Source organism: Phenylobacterium sp. (assembly GCF_036502675.1).
Classification (GTDB): Bacteria; Pseudomonadota; Alphaproteobacteria; order Caulobacterales; family Caulobacteraceae; genus Phenylobacterium.
Genome location: NZ_DASXYF010000044.1, coordinates 1 through 20,104, shown reverse-complemented (window position 1 = coordinate 20,104; position 20,104 = coordinate 1). Strand labels below are relative to the sequence as shown.

Here is a 20,104-nt window from a genome sequence, read left to right as displayed (position 1 = left end):
TCACGTCCTTCGTGGTAATGAGCTTCCTGCACTTCGCTGGAGGCCTGCGATCGGCGGCGGCGATCTTCCTGACCAGCGCCGCCGTGCTGATGGCGAACCAGGCTCCCTGGCTCGCCTCGTGGCTGATGCCGGACATCCTGGCCGGGCTCGGCTGCGCGGCCATCGCCGTCCTGATCCTGCGTCCCCGTCCGATGGGGCTCGCAATCCAGCTCGGCCTGGCCGCTCTCGCCCTGTTCGGAGCGGTCGCGGCCGTCGCCAATATGATTCTGTTCTCCGGGTTGGCGGTCTTCTGCCTGCTGCTGCGCTGGATCGTGCTGCGCAATGCGCAAATCCTTGCGCCCACCCTGGGCGTCATCGGCGCCATCCTCCTGGCTGGCGGCGTGACCATCGCCGCCAACTGGCGGCTGCAGGGCCATGCCACCCTGAACGCCTCGTCGGCGGGGCTGACCTTCGCCCGTCTGGCGGACGTGAACATCGCCCAACCCTATCTGCGCGAAACCTGTCCGCAGAAGCGCTACCCCATCTGCGACAAGCTTGACCGACTGGAGAACCCCGTACGGGGTAAGCAGAATTTCCTGTGGGACGGCGTCGCCGATGAGACGGACGCCTGGCATGACCCAAACGGTGACTACGCCGTGCTCACGCACGATCTCATGTTGGCCCGCCCCTGGGCCTTTGTCCGCGAGGGACTGCGGGATCTGACGATGCTCGCCGCCGAGCCGACCCTCGGCGAAAGCGCCACCTACGAGCTTGGGTCGTTCGCGGGCGACAACTATGTGCGAGCCCAGATGCGGGCGCTTCATCCCAAAGCGCTGGCGGCTTTCGACAACGCCCGCCAGCAACGGGGCGACCTGACGCCTCTATTTCCGAAGGCCGCGTTCACCGCGAGCACCTACGTCGGTTACCTGGCCCTCGCCATTCTTGGAGCGCACGCCTTCTGGCGGCGTGACCGGATCGGCGGTTGCCTCGCCCTCGCCGGTCTGGCCTTCATCGCGGCGGAGTTGCTGCTGCACGCCATGCTGGTGGGCGCGTTTCCCCGCTACCACGTGAAGGTGGCGTGGATCGGCTGGCTGTTCACCGCGGCGCTGCTGGCCCGCGGCAGAACGTCGGCTCGCCTCGCGTAAGCGACCGCCCCTGGGCTCGTTGTGGTTTTTGCGGGCGCTGTCTGTCCAACGACAACTCGTCTTCGGCAGGTCGAGTGGCTTCGCGAGTGTGGCCGCGCGCTCCCCGACGCCGCCCATTACAAGATCCACACGGTGAACGCGTCGAGTTCGATGCGTGGGCCGCTTTGGGGTTTCGGCGCCTACTGGCGGGACGCTCTATCCGTCGCCGCCCTCAAGTCATCCTATCTGCGAGGGCCGGTTACTTTTAGGATGGAATTGATGACGCCAAATTTTCCTCCAGAAAAACTGATGTAAAAACAGCACTTTATAGGAAAATATGGCGGAGTATGGCGGAGAGGGTGGGATTCGAACCCACGGTACCCGCGAAGGTACGCCGCATTTCGAGTGCGGTGCTTTCGACCACTCAGCCACCTCTCCAGGCGCCGACGCGGGCCTCGGTCGAACCGGGCCCGTTGAGTGAGGCGCGGAACCTAGCCGTGGAACCCGTGGTGTCAACCCGGGTCGCGTCATGGGCGACGGCGCCCGGCGCGACCTCCGGTCGACGCTTGGGCGCGTCGCCGAAACCGGCGCCGGGCGGGCCTCGCAGGCGTCCCGCGCGGTCGCGGCCCTGGACCCGGACTGCGACCTGCGCCAAGATTCCCGCCCGCGACCCAGGAGCACCCCCCTCAATGAAATCCAGCTATGGCGATACGGTCTCGGTGGCCCTGGACGGCCGCCACGTGGCCATCGTGGTCATCGACGCCCCGCCGCACAACTTCGTGAGCGTCGACATGGTCCGCCACCTCGCCGACGCCCTGGACGCGCTGGACGGCGAGAACGACTGCCGCGCCATCGTGCTGGCCGCCACCGGCAAGGCGTTCAGCGCCGGCGCCGACCTGGCGTCCACCACCGGCGTCGCCGGGTCCGGCATGGGCGGCATCGGCTCCCTCTACGAACAGGCGGTGCGCCTGTTCGCGGCCCGGACGCCGGTCGTGGCGGCGATCCAGGGGGCGGCGGTGGGGGCCGGGCTGGGCCTGGCGCTCGCCGCCGACTTCCGCGTGGCCTCGCCCGACGCCCGCTTCGCCGCCAACTTCGTCAAGCTGGGCTTCCACCCGGGCTTCGGCCTCACCGTCACCCTGCCGCGGCTGATCGGCGCCCAGCGGGCGGAGCTGATGTTCCTCACCGGCCGGCGCATCAAGCCCGAGCAGGCGCTGGCCTGGGGCATGGTCGACGAACTGGCCCCCCGCGAGGCCCTGATGGACGCCGCCCGGGCGCTCGCCCGCGAGATCGCCGAAAACGCGCCGCTCGCGGTCACCGCCACCCGCAAGACGCTGCGCGGCGAACTCGCCGCCGCGGTCCGCGCCCAGACCGCCATCGAGTTCGAGCAGCAGTCCATCCTGCGCGTCACCGACGACTACGCCGAAGGCGTCAAGGCGGTGAACGAGCGCCGGACCGGCAATTTCGCAGGGCGCTGAGCCGGCGCTTGTTCCCGATCCTTCTTGCCGTCAGCGCAGGCTCTCCATCTGGGCGAGCTGCCGGGCCGCGCCCACCAGGGCCGGATAGGGGTGGACGATCAGCTGGGTGGGGATCTCGCGCACGAAGTCGCTAAGGCGTCCCTTGTCCTCGAAGCGGGCCCGGAAGCCGCCGGCCATCAGCCGGTCCACCATGCGCGGGGCGATTCCGCCCGAGATGAACACCCCGCCGCGGGCGCCGTAGGCCAGGGCGAAGTCGCCGGCCACCGAGCCGAAGATGGCGCAGAACCGTTCCACTGCGGCGTCGGCCAGTCGGTCGCCGGCGACGGAGGCCTCCAGCACCGCCTTCTCGTCGTTCAGGTCGGCGTGCGTCCCCTCGATGTCGCCCAGCGCCCGGTAGAGCTCATAGAGGCCGGGGCCGGAGAGCAGGCGCTCGATGGAGACGCGGGCATGCTTCAGCCGCAGCCGCTTCCAGACCTCGGTCTCCAGGTCGTCGTAGGGCGCGAAACCCGCGTGGCCGCCTTCGGTGGCGATCGCCAGGTCACCGCGCTCCGAGCGGGCCATGCCGGCCACGCCGAAGCCGGAGCCCGCGCCCAGCACGACGATGGGGGAATAGTCCGCCCCGCGCAGCTTGGGCCCGATGGCGCGCAGGTTCTCCGCGTCGAGTCGCGGGGCGGCCAGCGCCTGGGCGGCGAAGTCGTTGATCAGGCTCACCGCCTCCAGCTCGAACGCAGCCAGCAGGTCCACCTCGGAGACGCGCCAGTCGAGGTTGGTGAACTCGATCTCCCCGTCCACCACCGGGCCCGCCACCGCGATGGCGGCCCTGGAGGGATGCTGGCGGCCGGCGGCGGTGGCCAGGTACTCGGCGATGATGGCGGCCAGCGAGTCGTAGTCGCGGCAGAGGAAGCTGCGGGGAAAGCGGATGTGTCCCGCATCGTCCACCAGCGCGAAGCGGGCGTTGGTCCCGCCGACGTCGGCGACCAGCCCCACGAACTTGCTTTTCATGCCGCAGCCTCGAACAGCACCGATGCGCCCGCCTCGGCGGACCCGGCGACGCGGCGCATCCACCCGAACAGCTCCCGGCCATAGCCGGGCCCTGACGACGGCGACGTCACGCGCGGGCGGCTGCGCAGCTCGGCGGGATCGACGTTGATCTCCAGCGTCCCGCGGCGGGCGTCAAGCCGGATCATGTCGCCGTCGCGCACATAGGCCAGCGGACCGTCGTCCGCAGCTTCCGGCGTCACATGGATGGCGGCCGGCACCTTGCCCGAGGCGCCGGACATCCGTCCGTCGGTGACCAGCGCCACCTTGAAGCCCTTGTCCTGCAGCACGCCCAGCACCGGGGTCAGGCTGTGCAGCTCCGGCATGCCGTTGGCCTGCGGGCCCTGGAAGCGGACGACGGCGATGAAGTCGCGGTTGAGCTCGCCGCGCCCGTGGGCCTCGATCAGGTCGTCCTGGTCGTGGAAGACGATGGCCGGCGCCTCGACCTGCAGGTGCTCGTCCTTGACCGCCGAGGTCTTGATCACCGCCCGCCCCAGGCCGCCGGTCAGAAGGCGCATGCCGCCCTCCGGCTGGAAGGGGTCGTCGATGGGCCGCAGGATGTCGGGGTTGAGCGAGACCGCCGGCCCGTCGCGCCACACCAGCTCGCCGTCCTGCAGGAAGGGCTCCTGCTGGTAGCGCCGCAGGCCCTGGCCGGCCACCGTCAGCACGTCGTCGTGCGCCAGGCCGCCGTCCAGCAGCTGGCGCACCACGAAGGCCATGCCGCCTGCGGCGTGGAAGGCGTTCACGTCCTCGCTGCCGTTGGGATAGACCCGCGCCAGCAACGGCGTGACGCGTGACAGGTCGTCGAAATCCTGCCAGTCGATGATCAGCCCCGCGGCGCGGGCCATGGCCACCAGGTGCAGGGTGTGGTTGGTCGAACCGCCCGTGGCCAGCAGGCCCACCACGGCGTTCACCAGGCTCTTCTCATCCACCACCGCCGACATGGGCGCGTAGGCGTTGGAGGCGTGGCCGATCTCCACCGCCCGCTGCGGCGCGGCGGCGGTCAGCGCGTCGCGCAAAGGGGTGTTGGGGCTGACGAAGGCCGCGCCCGGCAGGTGCAGGCCCATCATCTCCATCATCATCTGGTTGGAGTTGGCGGTGCCGTAGAAGGTGCAGGTGCCGGGGCCGTGATAGGACTTCATCTCCATGTCCAGCAGCTCCTCCCGGGTCGCCTTGCCCTCGGCGTAGCGGGCGCGGACCCTGGCCTTCTCGGCGTTGGAGGCGCCCGAGGTCATCGGGCCGGCGGGGACGAAGATCACCGGCAGGTGGCCGAAGGCCAGGCCGCCGATCACCAGCCCCGGCACGATCTTGTCGCAGACCCCCAGCATCAGGGCCGCGTCGAAGGCGTCGTGGGTCAGGGCCACGGCCGTGGCCATGGCGATCACGTCGCGGGAGAACAGCGACAGCTCCATGCCGGGCCGGCCCTGGGTGACCCCGTCGCACATGGCGGGCACGCCGCCGGCGAACTGGGCCGTGGCGCCGACCTGCAGGGCCGCGGCTTTGATGATGTGGGGGAAGCGCTCCAGCGGCTGATGGGCCGAGAGCATGTCGTTGTAGGCCGAGACGATGGCGAGGTTGGGGGCGAAGGGGTCGCGCATCCGCTGCTTGTCGCCGCCCGGCGAGGCGGCGAAGGCATGGGCGAAGTTGGCGCAGGACAGCTTGGCCCGCCCGGGGCCGGCGTGGCGCGCGGCGTCCATGCGCGTCAGGTAGTCGCCGCGCAGGTCGCGGCTGCGCTCGGCGATGCGTTGGGTTACCGCGCTGACGACGGGATGCATGGCTTCAACCTTCGTGCCTGGTCTTCGTGGCTAATCTTCGTGTCTGGGGGACCAGAGCACGCGCACCGGGGCGCGGTCCTGGGTCAGGATGGCCCGCACCGGCAGATCGGCGCCGGCCAGGGCCTGGTCGACGACGAAGCGCTTCGTATCGCCGGCGATCAACAGCAAGATGACGTGAGCCTGCGTCAGCGCGGGCAGGGTGAGGGTGATCCGCGCCAGGGGCGGAGAACCCGTCCCGGCCGGCACGCCCATCACCCATCGCTCGCCCTGGGGGTCCAGGCCGGCGGCGAGCCCCGGGCTTCCCGGGATCAGCGAGGCCACGTGCCCGTCCTCCCCCATGCCCAGCAGCACCACGTCGAAGGGCGCCATGGCGCGCACCGCCGGCTCGGCCTGGCGGGCGGCGTCCTCCGGGGTTTCCACGTCCCGCCAGAGGGGCACGAAGGCGGCGCGCGCCGGCGGGCCCCGGAACAGCCGGTCCCGCAGGAGCCCCGCGTTGGACTCCGGCGCGCCCGGCGGGACGAACCGCTCGTCGGAGAGGGTGACCACCACCCGCGCCCAGTCGACGGGGGCCCCCGCCAGCCGGTCGTAGACCGGCCCCGGCGCCCGGCCGCCGGTGGCCACCAGGGCGGCCCGGCCGCGCTCGCGCACGCCGCGCGCCAGCCCCTGGCCGGCGGCGTGCGCCGCAGCCTCGGCCAGGGCGGATGAACTCGCGAAGATTTCAAGCATTCGAGGTCCTAACGCGGGGAAGGCCGGTCCGGTCGCGCCCGCCTCGCTGCACTGCGCAAATTATGCTGTCACCCCCGGGAACCTTCGAGAAGGTGGGTGCTTTCGACTATGTCGGCAACCGGCGCCGTGCGGGCGCCCCTTTCCCATGGTCGTTCGCATGCGTATCGCTCAGGTGACCCCGCTGTACGAAGCCGTTCCGCCGCGGCTCTACGGCGGAACCGAACGCGTGGTGGCGCACCTGACCGACGCGCTGGTCGACCTGGGGCACGACGTCACCCTGTTCGCCAGCGCCGACGCCCGGACCAGCGCGCGCCTGGCGCCCGTGCGCGATCAGGCGATCCGCCTCGACCCCGCGCCGCTGAAGTCCGACCTGGCCGCCCACCTGACCCAGATCTCCGAGGTGCGCCGGCGGGCGGCGGATTTCGACGTGGTCCACTTCCACACCGACATGATCCAGTTCCCGCTGTTCGAGGGCCTGGCGCACAAGACGCTGACCACCCTGCACGGCCGCCTGGACCTGAAGGACCTGCCGAGGGTCTACCGCCGCTGGCGCGAGTTCCCGCTGGCCTCGATCAGCGACCACCAGCGCCGGCCGCTGGAGTTCGCCAACTGGGCCGGCACGGTCCACCACGGCCTGCCGACCAACCTCTACCAGTTCCATCCGAAGTCCGACGGCTACCTGGCGTTCCTGGGGCGCATGTCGCCGGAGAAGGGGCCCGACCGCGCCATCGCCATCGCCAAGCGCCTGGGCCGCAGGCTGAGGATGGCCGCCAAGGTGGATCCCGCCGACAGCGCCTATTTCGACGAACGGGTCGCGCCTCTGCTCGACCATCCGCTTATCGAGTTCGTCGGCGAGATCGGCGACGCCGAGAAGTCGGCTTTCCTGGGCGGCGCGGACGCGCTGCTCTTCCCTATCGACTGGCCGGAGCCCTTCGGCCTGGTTATGATCGAGGCCATGGGCTGCGGCACGCCGGTGATCGCCTATGAATGCGGCTCGGTGCCCGAGCTCGTGGAGCCGGGTCTGACGGGGTTCATCGTGCGCGACGAAGATCAGGCGGTGGCCGTCTTCGACCGGGCGCGCGGCCTGGACCGGAGCGCGGTCCGGCGGCGGTTCGAACAGCGGTTCTCGTCGCAGGCCATGGCACGGCGCTATCTCGACATCTACGCCGCTCTCGGACGGCCGGCCGCCCTGCCGGTGGTCGTGGCCGCCAACGCATAGGCGAAACTTCCTATGGATGATCTGGCGCCCGCACCGGACGCCCCTGTCGAGCATGGGCTGACCGGCGAGCCGCGGGTTCCGCATCGCCTGTTCTCCCTGAAGGACCGGGACACCTTCATCGTCAACGACTCGTTCGGCGACATCGTGGGCGCGGCCGACGGCCTGTTCCACGACGACACCCGCATCCTGTCGCGGTTCCGCCTGCTGATGGGTTCGAAACAGCCCTCCTTGCTCTCGGCGGCCATCGCCCAGGACAACGTCTTCTTCACCTCGCACGGCTCGAACCAGGAGCTGCCCTATCCCGGCGGTCCGGTCGGGCCCCCCGGCGTGCTGCACATCGAGCGCAAGCGGTTCCTCTGGGAGGAGCGGCTCTACGAGCAGATCCGCATCGTCAACTACAGCCGTGACGTGGTCATCGTGCCGCTGGCCATCGAGTTCGCCGCCGACTTCCGCGACATGTTCGAGGTGCGTGGCGCGCGACGCCTGAGCCGTGGCCTGATGCTGCCGACCGAGGTCGACGGGCGCACCGTGCGCTTCGGCTACGAGGGGCTGGACAAGCTGACTCGCTCCAGCGTGATCTCCTTTTCCGACCCGCCGGGCCGGCTGACGCCGCAGCGGGCGGACTTCATGTACTCCCTGCAGGCGGAAGGCCGGCTGGAGCTGCACCTGGAAGTGGGGGCGGAGGTCGGACCCACCCCCAGCCGCGAGCGGTTCCGCTCCTGCGCGGCGCGGGCGCGGTTCGACATGCGCAACCGCACGCGCCACGGGGCGCGGCTGCACACCTCGGGCCGGCTGTTCAACGAATGGCTCGACAAGTCGCGGGCCGACCTCGCCCTGCTGACCACCCGCATGGAGACCGGGCCGTATCCCTATGCGGGCATCCCCTGGTTCTCCACCGCCTTCGGCCGCGACGCCATCATCACCGCCTGGCAGATCCTGTGGTTCGAGCCGTCGCTGGCGCGGGGCGTGCTGAGCTACCTCGCCGCCCATCAGGCCGAGGAGATCTCGGCCTTCCGCGACAGCCAGCCGGGCAAGATCATGCACGAGACCCGCAAGGGCGAGATGCCGGCGCTGGGGGAGGTGCCGTTCGGCCGTTACTACGGCGGGGTCGACACCACGCCGCTGTTCGTGGCCCTGGCCGGCGCCTACGCCGAGCGGACCGGCGACCTGGAGCTGATCGAGGTCCTGTGGCCCGCCCTGCAGCGCGCCGCCCATTGGATCGAGCAGTACGGCGATTCCGACGGCGACGGCCTGATCGACTACGCCAGAGGCGCTGAGAGCGGCCTGGCCAACCAGGGCTGGAAGGACAGCGAGGACAGCGTCTTCCATGCCGACGGCCGCTTCCCCCAGGGGCCGATCGCGCTCGTCGAGGTGCAGGGTTACGCCTTCGCCGCCTACCGGGCGCTGGCCAAGCTCTGCGGCCTGCGCGGCGAGGACGAGGCGCAGGCCCGCTGGGAGGACCGGGCCAGCCACGTCCGCGAGCAGGTGGAGGAGCGCTTCTGGATGGAGGACGTGGGCTTCTACGGCATCGCCATCGACGGAGCCGGCGAGCTCTGCCGGGTGCGCAGCTCCAACCCCGGCCACCTGCTGTTCACCGGCCTGCCGAGCCCCGAGCGGGCGCGCAAGGTGACCGAGCAGCTGCTCTCCGGCGGCTTCGACAGCGGCTGGGGGATCCGCACGCTCGCCACCGGCGAGGCGCGCTTCAATCCGATGTCCTACCATAACGGCTCGGTATGGCCGCACGACACCGCGGTCTGCACCATGGGCATGGCCCGCTACGGCGAGCGCGACGGGGTGGTGCGGATGACCTCGGAGCTGTTCGAGACCGGCAACAACTTCGAGATGCGCATGCCGGAGCTGTTCTGCGGCTTCCCGCGCCACGCCGGGGAGACGCCGGTGGCCTATCCGGTGGCCTGCCTGCCCCAGGCCTGGGCGGCGGGCTCGGTGTTCATGATGCTGCAGGCCTGCCTGGGCCTGCGGATCGACGGGCTGAAGGGCGAGATCGAGATCATCGACCCGCGCCTGCCGATCGGCATCGACCGCCTGCAGGTGCAGGGCCTCCGGGTCGGCAAGAAGATGATCGACCTGCGGTTCGAGCGTGACGGCCGCCACATCGCGGTGGAGAGCGACGGCGCCAGGGTTCCGATCCGGATCCGGCGACGGACCTAGCGACGCGGCGCGTGGGCCAGTCGCAGGATATTGGCGGCGCCGGGGGACCCCATCGGCAGGCCCGCGAGGATCAGCACCCGCTGCCCGGGGGCGGCCAGTCCGCAGTCCGCGGCCTGGGTCACCGCCAGCCGCGCCAGCTCCTCGGGATCGAACACCTCCGGCACCACGCGGGATTCCACCCCCCAGGCCAGCGCCAGCCTGCGGGCGGTCTTCAGGTGCGGGGTCAGCGCCAGGGTCGGCTGCAGCGGCCGCTCGCGGGCGAGGCGCAGGGCGGTCTGGCCGGTGGTGGTGAAGGCCACCAGGCAAGCGGTGGAGGCGGCCTCCGCCGCCCGCCGGGCGGCGGCCACCAGGGCGTCGGCGTCGGCGTCGTCCACCGGGAACTCGGCGCGCATCAGCTCCGGCCAGCGCGGGTCGCGCTCCACCCGGGCAATGATGCGGTCCATGATCGAGACCGCCTCCACCGGATAGTCCCCCACGGCGCTCTCGGCGGAAAGCATCATGGCGTCGGCCCCTTCGTACACTGCGCCGGCCACGTCGGAGGCCTCGGCCCGGGTCGGGGTGGGGGAATGGATCATCGATTCCAGCATCTGGGTCGCGACGATCACCGGCAGGCCGCGCAGGCGGGCGGCCCGCACCAGCCGCTTCTGCACCACGGGCACCTCTTCCGGCGCCATCTCCACGCCCAGGTCGCCCCTGGCGACCATCACCGCTTCGCAGAGGTCGAGGATCTCGTCGAGGGCGTCGAGGGCGGCGGGCTTCTCGATCTTGGCCAGGACGCCGGCGCGGCCCTGGGTCAGGCGGCGCAGCTCGGCCATGTCGTCCGCCCGCTGCACGAAGGAGAGCGCCACCCAGTCCACGTCCTGCGACAGGGCGAAGGCCAGGTCCTCGCGGTCCTTGCCGGTGAGCGCCGGGATCGGGATGGTGAGCCGGGGCAGGTTCAGCCCCTTGTGGTCGGACAGCGCCTCGCCCGCCTCGACCACCGTGTCGGCGAAGTCCGCGCCGTGGCGGCGGACCCGCAGGCGCACCTTGCCGTCGTCCAGCAGCACTTCCGCGCCGACCTTCAGCGCCGCGAACACCTCCGGGTGCGGCACCCCGATGCGCGAGGCGTCGCCCGGCTCCCGATTCAGGTCCAGCCGCAGGTCCTGGCCGGGCTTCAGCCGCACGCGGCCGTCGGCGAACTCGCCCAGGCGCAGCTTCGGGCCCTGCAGGTCGGCCAGGATGGCGATCGGCCGGCTCACCTCGGCCTCGGCGACCCGCACCGCGGCGATGGTGCGGGCGTGGTCCTGGTGGGTTCCGTGGCTGAAGTTGACGCGGAACACGTCGGCGCCGGCGCGCGCCAGCTCGGCGATCTTGCTCGCCGTGCCGCTGGCGGGTCCCAGGGTGGCGACAATGCGGGCTCGGCGGGCTCGGATCACCGTTGGATTCCATCGATTGCGAAGGCGGGAGTTCGCGACTCGATTCACGCGGCGCAGTTCAGAGTTTATCTAGACGCCCCAGGCCGCCGTCGAGCAGAAACCGGCGGCGGCGCGATAACGATCCCTTTCGGACCTATCGGACCCAGGAACGTCCCGTGAGCCACAGCCTCGACCTCTTCCCCATCGGCAACTGCGCGGCGAGCGCGCTCATCGACCGTGCGGGCCACTATGTCTGGTCCTGCGCGCCGCGGGTGGACGGCGATCCCTTCCTGAGCAACCTGCTGAGCGGGGTGGACTCCACCGACGAGGCGGCCCAGGGCGTCTGGGCGGTGGACGTGGAGGACACGGCCCAGGTCCGCCAAGCCTACCTGCGCAACACCCCGATCCTGCGCACCGAGATCACCGACAAGGCGGGCGCGCGGCTGGAGATCATCGACTTCGCGCCCCGCTACCGCCAGTTCGGCCGGGTCTACCGGCCGCTGGCCTTCTTCCGCATCGTGCGGCCGCTGGCCGGCACGCCGCATGTCCGCATCCGCCTGCGCCCCACCGCCAACTGGGGGGGAAGCATCTGCGAGCGCACCATGGGCTCCAACCACCTGCGCTACATGGGTGGGGAGACCACCATCCGGCTGACCACCGATGCGCCCGTCTCCCATATCGCCGAGGAGCGGCTGTTCCGGCTGGAGGAGCCGGTCACCATGTTCCTCGGTCCCGACGAGGGTTTCGAGGCCGACATCACCACCACGGCCGAGCGCATGCAGCGCGAGACCGCCGCCTACTGGCGCGGCTGGGTGCGGACGCTGTCGGTGCCGCTTGAGTGGCAGGAGGTGAGCATCCGTGCGGCGATCACCCTGAAGCTCTGCGCGTACGAGGAGACCGGCGCCATCGTGGCGGCGCTGACCACCTCCATCCCCGAACATGCCGAATCCGGCCGCAACTGGGACTACCGCTACTGCTGGCTCCGCGACGCCTACTACGTGGTCCAGGCGCTGAACCGGCTGGGCGCGGCGGACATACTGGAAAACTATCTGGCCTACCTGCGCAATCTGGTGGACCGGCAGAAGGGCGGCCACATGCAGCCGGTCTACGGCGTCGGCCTGGAGCCCGCGCTCACCGAGCGGATCGCGGAGCACCTGCCGGGCTACCGCGGCATGGGCCCGGTGCGGATCGGCAACCAGGCGCACGAGCACATGCAGCACGACGTCTACGGCCAGGTCATCCTTTCCACCGTGCAGGCCTTCTTCGACGAGCGCCTGCTCCGGGCGGCGACCCTGGAGGACTTCCGCGCCCTGGAGCCGGTGGGGGAGCGGGCCTTCGAGCTGCACGACAAGCCCGACGCCAGCCTCTGGGAGTTCCGCGGCCGCGAGGCCGTGCACACCTATTCGGCGGTGATGTGCTGGGCGGCCTGCGACCGGCTGGGCAATGCGGCGGCCAAGCTCGGGCTGAACGAGCGGGCCCACTACTGGAACGACCGCGCCGACATCATCCGCCAGGCGATCGAGTCTCGCGCCTGGAATCCCGGCCTGGGGCGCTACTCCGCCACCTTCGACGGCGACGGCATGGACGCAAGCCTCCTGCAGCTCGTCGAGGTGCGCTTCGCCGACGCGCAATCCCCGCGCATGCAGGCCACCATCCGGGCGGTGGAGAAGGAGCTCCGGCGCGGGCCCTACATGCTGCGCTACGCCGTCCCCGACGACTTCGGCGAACCGAAGACCGCCTTCAACATCTGCACCTTCTGGCTGATCGAAGCCTTGCACCTCTCCGGCCGCACCGATGAGGCCCGCGCCCTGTTCGAGGAGATGCTGGGCCGCCGCACCGCCGCAGGTCTGCTCTCCGAGGACATCGCCTTCGAGGGCGGCGAGCTCTGGGGCAACTATCCGCAGACCTATTCGCTGGTGGGCCTGATCAACTGCGCGAGCCTGCTGTCGAAACCGTGGACCAGCGTACGATAGACCTGTCCGTCAATCGTTCCACGCCCGCTCGGAGCGCTCGATGAGAGCGAAGGCGCCCGCCGGGCCCCAGCTTCCGGCGGCGTAGGGCTTCGGGGTCATGCCGGCCTCGCGCCAGGCCTCGGCGACGCCGTCGATCCAGCGCCAGGCTTCCTCCACCTCGTCGCGGCGGACGAACAGGGCGCGGGCGCCGTGCACCACGTCGAGCAACAGGCGCTCATAGGCGATGCGCCGCCGGGCGCCGGGGCCGGAGTAGGCCCGCAGCAGGGAGAGCGAGAGCGGCATGGACTGCAGGCGCATGCCGCCCTGCGACAGGCCGGGCGACTTGTTCATCAGCGTGAGCTCGATGTCCTCGTCCGGCTGCAGGTCGATGACCAGGCGGTTGGGGGTCAGGTCGGCCTTGGCCGGGCCGTCGAAGATCGAGTGCGGCACCGGCTTGAACTGGATGGCGATCTGGGTGCGCCGCTCGGGCAGGCGCTTGCCGGTGCGCAGGAAGAAGGGCACGCCCGCCCAGCGCCAGTTGTCGATGTCGGCGCGCAGGGCCACGAAGGTCTCGGTGCCGGTCTCCTGGCCGCGCTCGGTTTCATAGGCCGCGGCCGGCTCGCCGCCCGCCATGCCGGCGCCGTACTGGCCGCGCACGCTGTTGTTCTGCGCCTCGGCCCGGGTGAAGCGGCGGAGCGAGCGCAGCACCTTGACCTTCTCATTGCGCAGCGAGTCCGGCTCCATGTCGCTGGGCGGCTCCATGGCCACCAGGCAGAGCAGCTGCAGCATGTGGTTCTGCACCATGTCGCGCAGGGCGCCGTACTCGTCGTAATAGCCCCAGCGGTCGCCCACCCCTTCGGTCTCGGCCACGGTGATCTGCACGTGGTCGATGGTCAGGTTGTTCCACAGCGGCTCGAACAGGCTGTTGGCGAAGCGCAGCGCGATCAGGTTCTGCACCGTCTCCTTGCCCAGGTAGTGGTCGATGCGGAAAATCCGCTCCTCGGCGAAGAACTCCCCCACCGCGGCGTTGATCACCCGCGAGGACTCCAGGTCGCGGCCGATGGGCTTTTCCAGGACGATGCGGGTCTCCGGGCCCACCAGGTCGGCGCCGCCCAGCGCCATGCACACCCGTCCGTAGAGGCTGGGCGACAGGGCCAGGTAGAAGATCGCCCGGCGGGCGCCGGCCAGCGGCGCCTTCAGGCTCTCGACCCCTTCGGCGCGGGTGGCGTCGCAGGAGACATAGTCGAGCCGCGCGGAAAAGCGCGCCCAGGCGTCCGGGTTGATCCCCTCCGCCGGGGCCCGTTCGGCCAGGGACTTGCGGACCTCGGCCACGAAGGCGTCGCGGCTCATCGCCGCCCGAGCGCTCGCCAGGATGCGGAATCCCTCGGGCAGGAAGCCGTCGGCGTCGAGGAAGTAGAGCGACGGAAGCAGCATCCGCCGGGCGAGGTCCCCCGTCCCGCCGAACAGGACGAACATGTCGGCTTCGTGCGCGTCTGCCATGGCCATCACCTTTGCGAGAGAGGCCGGCATAGCCGCCGCCCTCCCTGCAACGTCAAGCGCTTTCCGGAGTTCACTTCAGCGGACGAGAGAGTACAGGATCGTACGGCCGTGCTTATGCGTTAGGCGCATGCCGGCGCGAACAGACATGACCATTGAGGACGTGAGACCGCATTCCGACACGCCGGCGCCCCTGTCGCCAGAGGGCGCGGCGCTGTTCCTCGACCTGGACGGCACCCTGGCGCCCATCGTTGCGCGCCCGCAGGACGTGCATCCGGACGCCCGCCGCACCGGCTTGCTCGAGCGTCTGTCGCGGGTGCTGGACGGTCGGCTGGCGGTGATCAGCGGCCGGTCGATGGCCGACATCGACCGTATCCTGGAAGGCCGCGTGCGGCCGGTGGCGGCGGTGCACGGCCTGGTGCGCCGCCGCGCCGACGGCGGCCTTGAGGAGACCCCGCCGCATTCCGGCCTGCCGGCGGCCGACGCGGCGTTCCGCGCCCTGGCGACGTCGGCGCCGGGCCTGCTGGTGGAGGACAAGGGCCGCAGCGTCGCCCTGCATTACCGCCAGGCCCCGGGCTACGCCGCGACCGCCCACGCCGAGGCGACCCGGCTGGCGAACGAGACCGGCCTCGTCCGTCAGGACGGCGCCATGGTGGTGGAGCTGCGTACGCCCGGGCCGAACAAGGGCGACAGCGTGCGCGCCTTCCTGAGCGAGCCGCCGTTCCGCGGCGCGCGGCCGGTGTTCGTGGGCGATGACATCACCGACGAGGACGGCTTCGCCGCGGCCGCGGCGCTGGGCGGCTTCGGGGTGCTGGTGGGGCGTGCGCGCGCCACCTGCGCCCGCTACCGGCTGGAAGGCGTGGCCGAGACCCTGGACTGGCTGGAGGCGGCGCTATGGGCCGGCTGATCGTGGTCTCCAACCGGGTGAACCCGCCCACCGGACGCGGCGACGAAAGCGTCGGCGGCCTGGCCATGGCGCTGGCCGCCGCGCTGCGGGAATATTCGGGCCTGTGGTTCGGCTGGAGCGGGCGCACCGCCGAGGAGGCGGACGGCCCGCCGACGATAAGCTGCGCGGACGGCGTCACCACCGCCGTCGTCGACCTCGATGAGCAGGACTTCGACGAGTACTACAACGGCTACGCCAACAAGACGCTGTGGCCGCTGTTCCACTACCGGCTGGATCTGACTGCCTACGACCGCTCCTACGGGGCGGGCTACGAGCGGGTGAACCGCCGGTTCGCCGCGACACTGAGGCCGCTGATCGAGCCGGACGACCTGATCTGGGTGCATGACTACCACCTGATCCCGCTGGCCCGGGAGCTGCGGCGGCTGGACGTGACCAACCGGATCGGCTTCTTCCTGCACATTCCCTGGCCGGCGCACCAGCTGTTCGTCACCCTGCCGGGGCACCGGCTGCTGGTGCAGGCGATGTTCGACTACGACCTGGTGGGCTTCCAGACGCCGGACTACCTGCAGGCCTTCGAGGAATATGTGCTGAGCGAAGCCGCCGGCGAGCGCCTGGCGGGGGACCGCCTGCGCGCCTTCGGCCGCACCGTGCGGACCGGGGCCTTCCCCATCGGCATCGACGCCAAGGAGTTCGGCGAGCTGCTGACCGGCCGGCGGGCCACGCACACCCGCGACGTGATGGCGGCGTCGACGGTGTTCAAGAAGCTCATCGTCGGCGTCGAGCGCCTGGACTACTCGAAGGGGCTGGAGGAGCGGTTCCTGGGCTTCGAACGCTTCCTGGCCGACAACCCCGACATGCGCCGCGAGGTGCTGATGCTACAGATCGCGCCGGTGTCCCGCGAGAGCGTCGACGCCTACCAGGAGATCCGCGCGCGGCTCGACGCCCTCTCCGGCCGGATCAACGGCGAGTACGCCGACATCGACTGGAACCCGGTCCGCTACGTGAACAAGAACTACCGCCGCGACGAACTGGCCGGCATCTACCGCGCCGCCCAGGTGGGACTGGTCACCCCGTTGCGCGACGGCATGAACCTGGTCGCCAAGGAGTACGTCGCCGCCCAGGACCCGGACGATCCGGGCGTGCTGATCCTCTCCCGCTTCGCCGGCGCGGCCGACCAGCTCCGCGACGCCTTGCTGATCAATCCGAACAGTCCGGAGGAAATCGCCGACGCGCTGAAGCGCGCGCTTTCCATGGACCGCTCCGAGCGCATCCGCCGCTGGCGGGCCCTCAACGAAAACGTGCAGCGCGAGGACGTCGCCGCCTGGCGCGACGCCTATGTGGCCGCCCTGATGGACGTGGCCCCGCGCGAGACGGCGCTGGCGAGCTAGAGGCGCCCATGGCCGACCGCAAGCTCGCCCGCTACCAGTCGATGCGGGACTTCTCGAAAACCGCCGAGCCCAGCGGCGAGGGCGAGGTCAAGCGTTCGGACCTGCTGCGCTTCGTCATCCAGAAGCACGCCGCCACCCGGCTGCACTACGACCTTCGCCTGGAGCTGGACGGGGTCTTCAAGTCCTGGGCGGTGACCAGGGGCCCCTCGCTCGATCCCCACGACCGCCGCCTGGCGGTGGAGGTGGAGGACCACCCCCTCGACTACGGCGACTTCGAAGGCGGCATCCCCAAGGGCGAATACGGCGGCGGCACGGTGATGCTGTGGGACCGCGGCTACTGGGCGCCGGAGCCGGGCGTCGAGCCCCATGCGGCGCTGGCCAAGGGCGAGCTGAAGTTCGTGCTGGACGGCGAGCGGCTGAAGGGCGGCTTCGTCCTGGTACGGATGAAGCGCCGGGGCGGGGAGCGGCGCGACAACTGGCTGCTGATCAAGCATCACGACCAGTACGCCGCCGAGGGCGAGGCGGGCCGGATCACCGAGAGGGCGGTCAGCTCTGTCGCCTCGGGCCGGCCGATGGAGGCAATCGCCGCCGGCGGGGGCCAGGGACCGGCCCGCTTCATGACCGGCGGCAAGCCCCGCGCCCCGGCCGACGACATCTGGCATAGCAACCGGGCGCAGGCCGAGACCGCCCGCCCGGCGACGGTCAAGTCGCAACCTGCCGCCAAGCCCGCGAAGCAGAAGTCCGCGGCCCTGCCTGGATTCGCGCCCCTGATGCTCTGCGGCTCCGTCGACCGGCCGCCCGCCGGGGTCGGCTGGGCGCATGAGATCAAGTTCGACGGCTACCGCCTGCAGCTTCGCGTGCAGGACGGTGCGGCGACGTTGAAGACCCGCAAGGGACTCGACTGGTCGGGCAAGTTCAAGGAGATCGCCCGGGCGGGCTCCGGCCTGCCCGACGGGATCGTCGACGGGGAGGCCTGCGCCCTCGACCACGACGGCGCGCCCGACTTCCCGGCCCTGCAGGCGGCTCTGTCGGACGGCAAGACCGGCGACCTGATCTTCTTCGCCTTCGACCTGCTGTTCGAAGGGGCCGAGGACCTGCGCGGCCTGCCGCTCCGCGAGCGCAAGGCGCGGCTGAAGGCGTTGCTGGAGGCGCAGGAGGCGGGGCTCAAGGGCCGCATCCGCTACGTCGACCACTTCGAGACCGCCGGCGACGCCGTGCTGCAGTCGGCCTGCCGCCTGTCGCTGGAGGGCATCGTCTCCAAGCGGCTGGACTCGCCCTACCGTGGCGAGCGCAGCGACGACTGGGTGAAGGCCAAGTGCCGCGCCGGGCACGAGGTGGTGATCGGCGGCTGGACCGGGGAGCCGGGCCAGGTCCGCTCCCTGCTGGTGGGCGTCCATCGCGGCGACAAGCTGGTCTATACCGGTCGGGTCGGGACCGGCTTCGGCCGGGAAACGGTCGCCCGCCTGGCGCCGCGGCTGCAGGCCGTGGCGGCGGACCGGAGTCCCTTCTCGGGCGTGGGCGCGCCGCGCGGCGGGCCCGATGTCCACTGGGCGCGGCCGGAGCTGGTGGCGGAGATCGAGTTCGCCGGCTTCACCACCGGCGGCATGGTCCGCCAGGGCGCCTTCAAGGGCCTGCGCGCCGACAAGCCGGCCGGGGAGGTCGAGGCGGAGACGCCGGCGCGTCTCGACGAAGCCGAGCTCGCGCAGCCTGCGCCGACCCCGCCGCCGGCCGCCCGCCGCAAGGCCGCCGCGCCGGAGCCGGTGGTGATGGGCGTACGGATCTCCAATCCCGACAAGCCGCTGTGGCCCAATTCCGCCGGCGACGCCGCCCCGGTGGCCAAGCTGGACCTCGCCCGCTACTTCGAAGCGGTCGGCGAATGGATGCTGCCGCACATCAAGGGGCGCCCCTGCTCGATCATCCGCACGCCGGACGGGATCGCCGGCGAGACGTTCTTCCAGCGTCACGCGGGCAAGGGCTCGTCGGCGCTGTTGAGCCAGGTGGAGGTGTTCGGCGACCACAAGCCCTACCTGCAGGTCGACCGCATCGAGGCCCTGGCGGCCCTGGCCCAGATCGGCGCCGCCGAGCTGCACTCGTGGAACTGCCAGCCGGACGCGCCGGAGGTTCCCGGCCGGCTGGTGTTCGACCTCGACCCGGCGCCGGACGTGGCCTTCGACACCGTGGTCGAAGCGGCCCGCGAGATACGCGACCGGCTGGAGGCCCTGGGCCTCATCAGCTTCTGCAAGACCACCGGCGGCAAGGGGCTGCACGTGGTCACGCCGCTGAAGCCCGGCAAGCTCGACTGGCCGGTCGCCAAGGCCTTCGCCCAGAGCGTCTGCCAGGCGGCGGCGGCCGATGCGCCGGATCGCTACGTGGTCAACATGGCCAAGAAGCTGCGCACTGGGCGGATCTTCCTCGACTACCTGCGCAACGACCGCATGGCCACGGCGGTGGCGCCGCTGTCGCCCCGGGCGCGCGACGGGGCGACGGTCTCCTTCCCGCTGACCTGGAGCCAGGTGAAGGCCGGGCTGGACCCGCGCCGCTACACCCTGCGCACGGCGCCGGCCCTGCTCGCGAAGACCGACGCCTGGGCGGACTATTGCGACGCCGAACGGCCGCTGGAGGCGGCGATCAAACGGCTGGGGTGAGGCCGTCTTCCTTCTCCCCTCGTGGGAGAAGGAAGACGGCCTCAGGCCCGCCTCCTCGCCGGCTTCTTCCCCGCCGGCTTGGCGGCGTCCGCGCGCGCGGCGGGCTTGCGCCGCTCGCCGCCGGCCTGGCCCAGGCTGCGCTTCAAAGCCTCCATCAGGTCGATCACCTCGGCCTTCTGCGGTTCCTCCGGCGCGGTCACCGTGTGGCCCTTCTCCTTCTCGCGGATCAGGGCGCGCAGCGCCTCCTCGTAGCGGTCCTTGAACTGCGAGGGGTCGAAGTCGCCCTCCTGCTGCTCGATGATCCGGGCGGCGATCTCGACCATCTGCGGGCCGGGCTTGACCGCGGGAATATGGGCGAACACCTCCTCGGGGTCGCGCACCTCGTTCTTGTTGCGGATGGTGTAGGCCAGGATGCCGCGGTCGCGCGGCTCCAGCGCCATCAGCCGCTCGCGCTGGTGCAGCACCACCCGGCCGAGCGCGATCCGTTTCTGGCGCACCATGGCCTCGCGGATGACGCTGAAGGCCTCGGCCGCCATCTTGCCGTCGGGAACCAGGAAATAGGGGTCGTTCCAGTACATGCGGTCGATATCCGACGCCTCCACGAAGCGCTCGATGTCGATGGTGCGCGTGCTCTCCAGGCGCACCGCCTCGATCTCCTCCTGGGTGACCACGATGTAGTGGCCCTTGGACACCTCGTAGCCCTTGACCAGCTCCGAGCGCTCGACCGGGCCCTTGTCGGGATCGGTGGGGATCATCCGGATGCGGTTGTGGGTGTCCTTGTGCAGCAGGTTGAAATGGACGTCGCCTTTGGGGGAG

14 protein-coding genes and 1 tRNA gene are annotated in these 20,104 nt (G+C 70.9%); 8 read left to right on the top strand and 7 right to left on the bottom strand.

The window, feature by feature from the left end; all coding sequences use genetic code 11:
• The coding region (locus VGL30_RS04845) for a hypothetical protein (protein ID WP_331537355.1) at nt 1-1,124 on the top strand (1,124 nt) is incomplete at its 5' end.
• 327 nt (nt 1,125-1,451) lie between these two features.
• Here VGL30_RS04845 and VGL30_RS04840 read toward each other — a convergent pair.
• Nucleotides 1,452-1,541 (bottom strand) — tRNA-Ser (locus VGL30_RS04840).
• A gap of 251 nt (nt 1,542-1,792) precedes the next feature.
• On the opposite strand from VGL30_RS04840, the gene VGL30_RS04835 reads away from it, so the two are divergent.
• On the top strand, nt 1,793-2,578 hold the full coding sequence (locus tag VGL30_RS04835; RefSeq protein ID WP_331537353.1) for an enoyl-CoA hydratase/isomerase family protein: 786 nt from the start codon (nt 1,793-1,795) through the stop codon (nt 2,576-2,578).
• Between the two features lie 30 nt (nt 2,579-2,608).
• Here the strand turns inward: VGL30_RS04835 and glk are convergent, their stop codons facing one another.
• From glk to pgl, 3 genes are read right to left on the bottom strand one after another with little or no spacing between them, the layout of a single operon-like run.
• Nucleotides 2,609-3,580, bottom strand: a complete 972-nt coding sequence (glk, locus tag VGL30_RS04830) for a glucokinase (RefSeq protein ID WP_331537351.1) — start codon at nt 3,578-3,580, stop codon at nt 2,609-2,611.
• On the bottom strand, nt 3,577-5,391 hold the full coding sequence (gene edd, locus VGL30_RS04825; RefSeq protein ID WP_331537349.1) for a phosphogluconate dehydratase: 1,815 nt from the start codon (nt 5,389-5,391) through the stop codon (nt 3,577-3,579). Before edd ends, glk begins: the two co-directional genes overlap by 4 nt.
• 30 nt (nt 5,392-5,421) lie before the next feature.
• Nucleotides 5,422-6,117, bottom strand: coding sequence for a 6-phosphogluconolactonase (gene pgl, locus VGL30_RS04820; RefSeq protein WP_331537347.1), 696 nt, complete (start codon nt 6,115-6,117; stop codon nt 5,422-5,424).
• A 157-nt stretch (nt 6,118-6,274) separates the two neighbouring features.
• Between pgl and VGL30_RS04815 the strand changes: the two genes are divergently transcribed.
• Nucleotides 6,275-7,336: a glycosyltransferase family 4 protein gene (locus tag VGL30_RS04815; RefSeq protein WP_331537345.1), complete on the top strand. Its 1,062-nt coding sequence runs from the start codon at nt 6,275-6,277 to the stop codon at nt 7,334-7,336.
• A 12-nt stretch (nt 7,337-7,348) separates the two neighbouring features.
• A complete protein-coding gene (locus tag VGL30_RS04810) occupies nt 7,349-9,505 on the top strand; it encodes an amylo-alpha-1,6-glucosidase (RefSeq protein WP_331537343.1) in 2,157 nt (718 codons plus the stop codon).
• On the opposite strand, the gene pyk is transcribed toward VGL30_RS04810, so the two are convergent.
• Nucleotides 9,502-10,920, bottom strand: a complete 1,419-nt coding sequence (pyk, locus tag VGL30_RS04805) for a pyruvate kinase (protein ID WP_331537341.1) — start codon at nt 10,918-10,920, stop codon at nt 9,502-9,504. The two genes, VGL30_RS04810 and pyk, sit on opposite strands and share 4 nt — an antisense overlap.
• A gap of 155 nt (nt 10,921-11,075) precedes the next feature.
• Between pyk and VGL30_RS04800 the strand changes: the two genes are divergently transcribed.
• Nucleotides 11,076-12,872, top strand: a complete 1,797-nt coding sequence (locus VGL30_RS04800) for a glycoside hydrolase family 15 protein (RefSeq protein WP_331537339.1) — start codon at nt 11,076-11,078, stop codon at nt 12,870-12,872.
• Between the two features lie 9 nt (nt 12,873-12,881).
• Here VGL30_RS04800 and zwf read toward each other — a convergent pair whose 3' ends face one another.
• The gene (zwf, locus tag VGL30_RS04795; RefSeq protein ID WP_331537337.1) at nt 12,882-14,351 is read right to left on the bottom strand and encodes a glucose-6-phosphate dehydrogenase; all 1,470 of its coding nucleotides are present in this window, start codon (nt 14,349-14,351) and stop codon (nt 12,882-12,884) included.
• 160 nt (nt 14,352-14,511) lie between these two features.
• Here zwf and otsB point away from each other — a divergent pair, with 160 nt between their 5' ends.
• From otsB to ligD, 3 genes are read left to right on the top strand one after another with little or no spacing between them, the layout of a single operon-like run.
• Nucleotides 14,512-15,255 (top strand): trehalose-phosphatase, encoded by a 744-nt coding sequence (otsB, locus tag VGL30_RS04790; protein WP_331537335.1) that lies wholly within the window; start codon nt 14,512-14,514, stop codon nt 15,253-15,255.
• On the top strand, nt 15,243-16,643 hold the full coding sequence (locus tag VGL30_RS04785; protein ID WP_331537333.1) for an alpha,alpha-trehalose-phosphate synthase (UDP-forming): 1,401 nt from the start codon (nt 15,243-15,245) through the stop codon (nt 16,641-16,643). The genes otsB and VGL30_RS04785 overlap by 13 nt, the downstream gene beginning before the upstream one ends.
• Before the next feature lie 8 nt (nt 16,644-16,651).
• Nucleotides 16,652-19,288 (top strand): DNA ligase D, encoded by a 2,637-nt coding sequence (gene ligD, locus VGL30_RS04780; RefSeq protein ID WP_331537330.1) that lies wholly within the window; start codon nt 16,652-16,654, stop codon nt 19,286-19,288.
• A 41-nt stretch (nt 19,289-19,329) separates the two neighbouring features.
• Here the strand turns inward: ligD and VGL30_RS04775 are convergent.
• A partial coding sequence (locus tag VGL30_RS04775; RefSeq protein ID WP_331537328.1) for a Ku protein occupies nt 19,330-20,104 on the bottom strand: 775 nt, incomplete at its 5' end.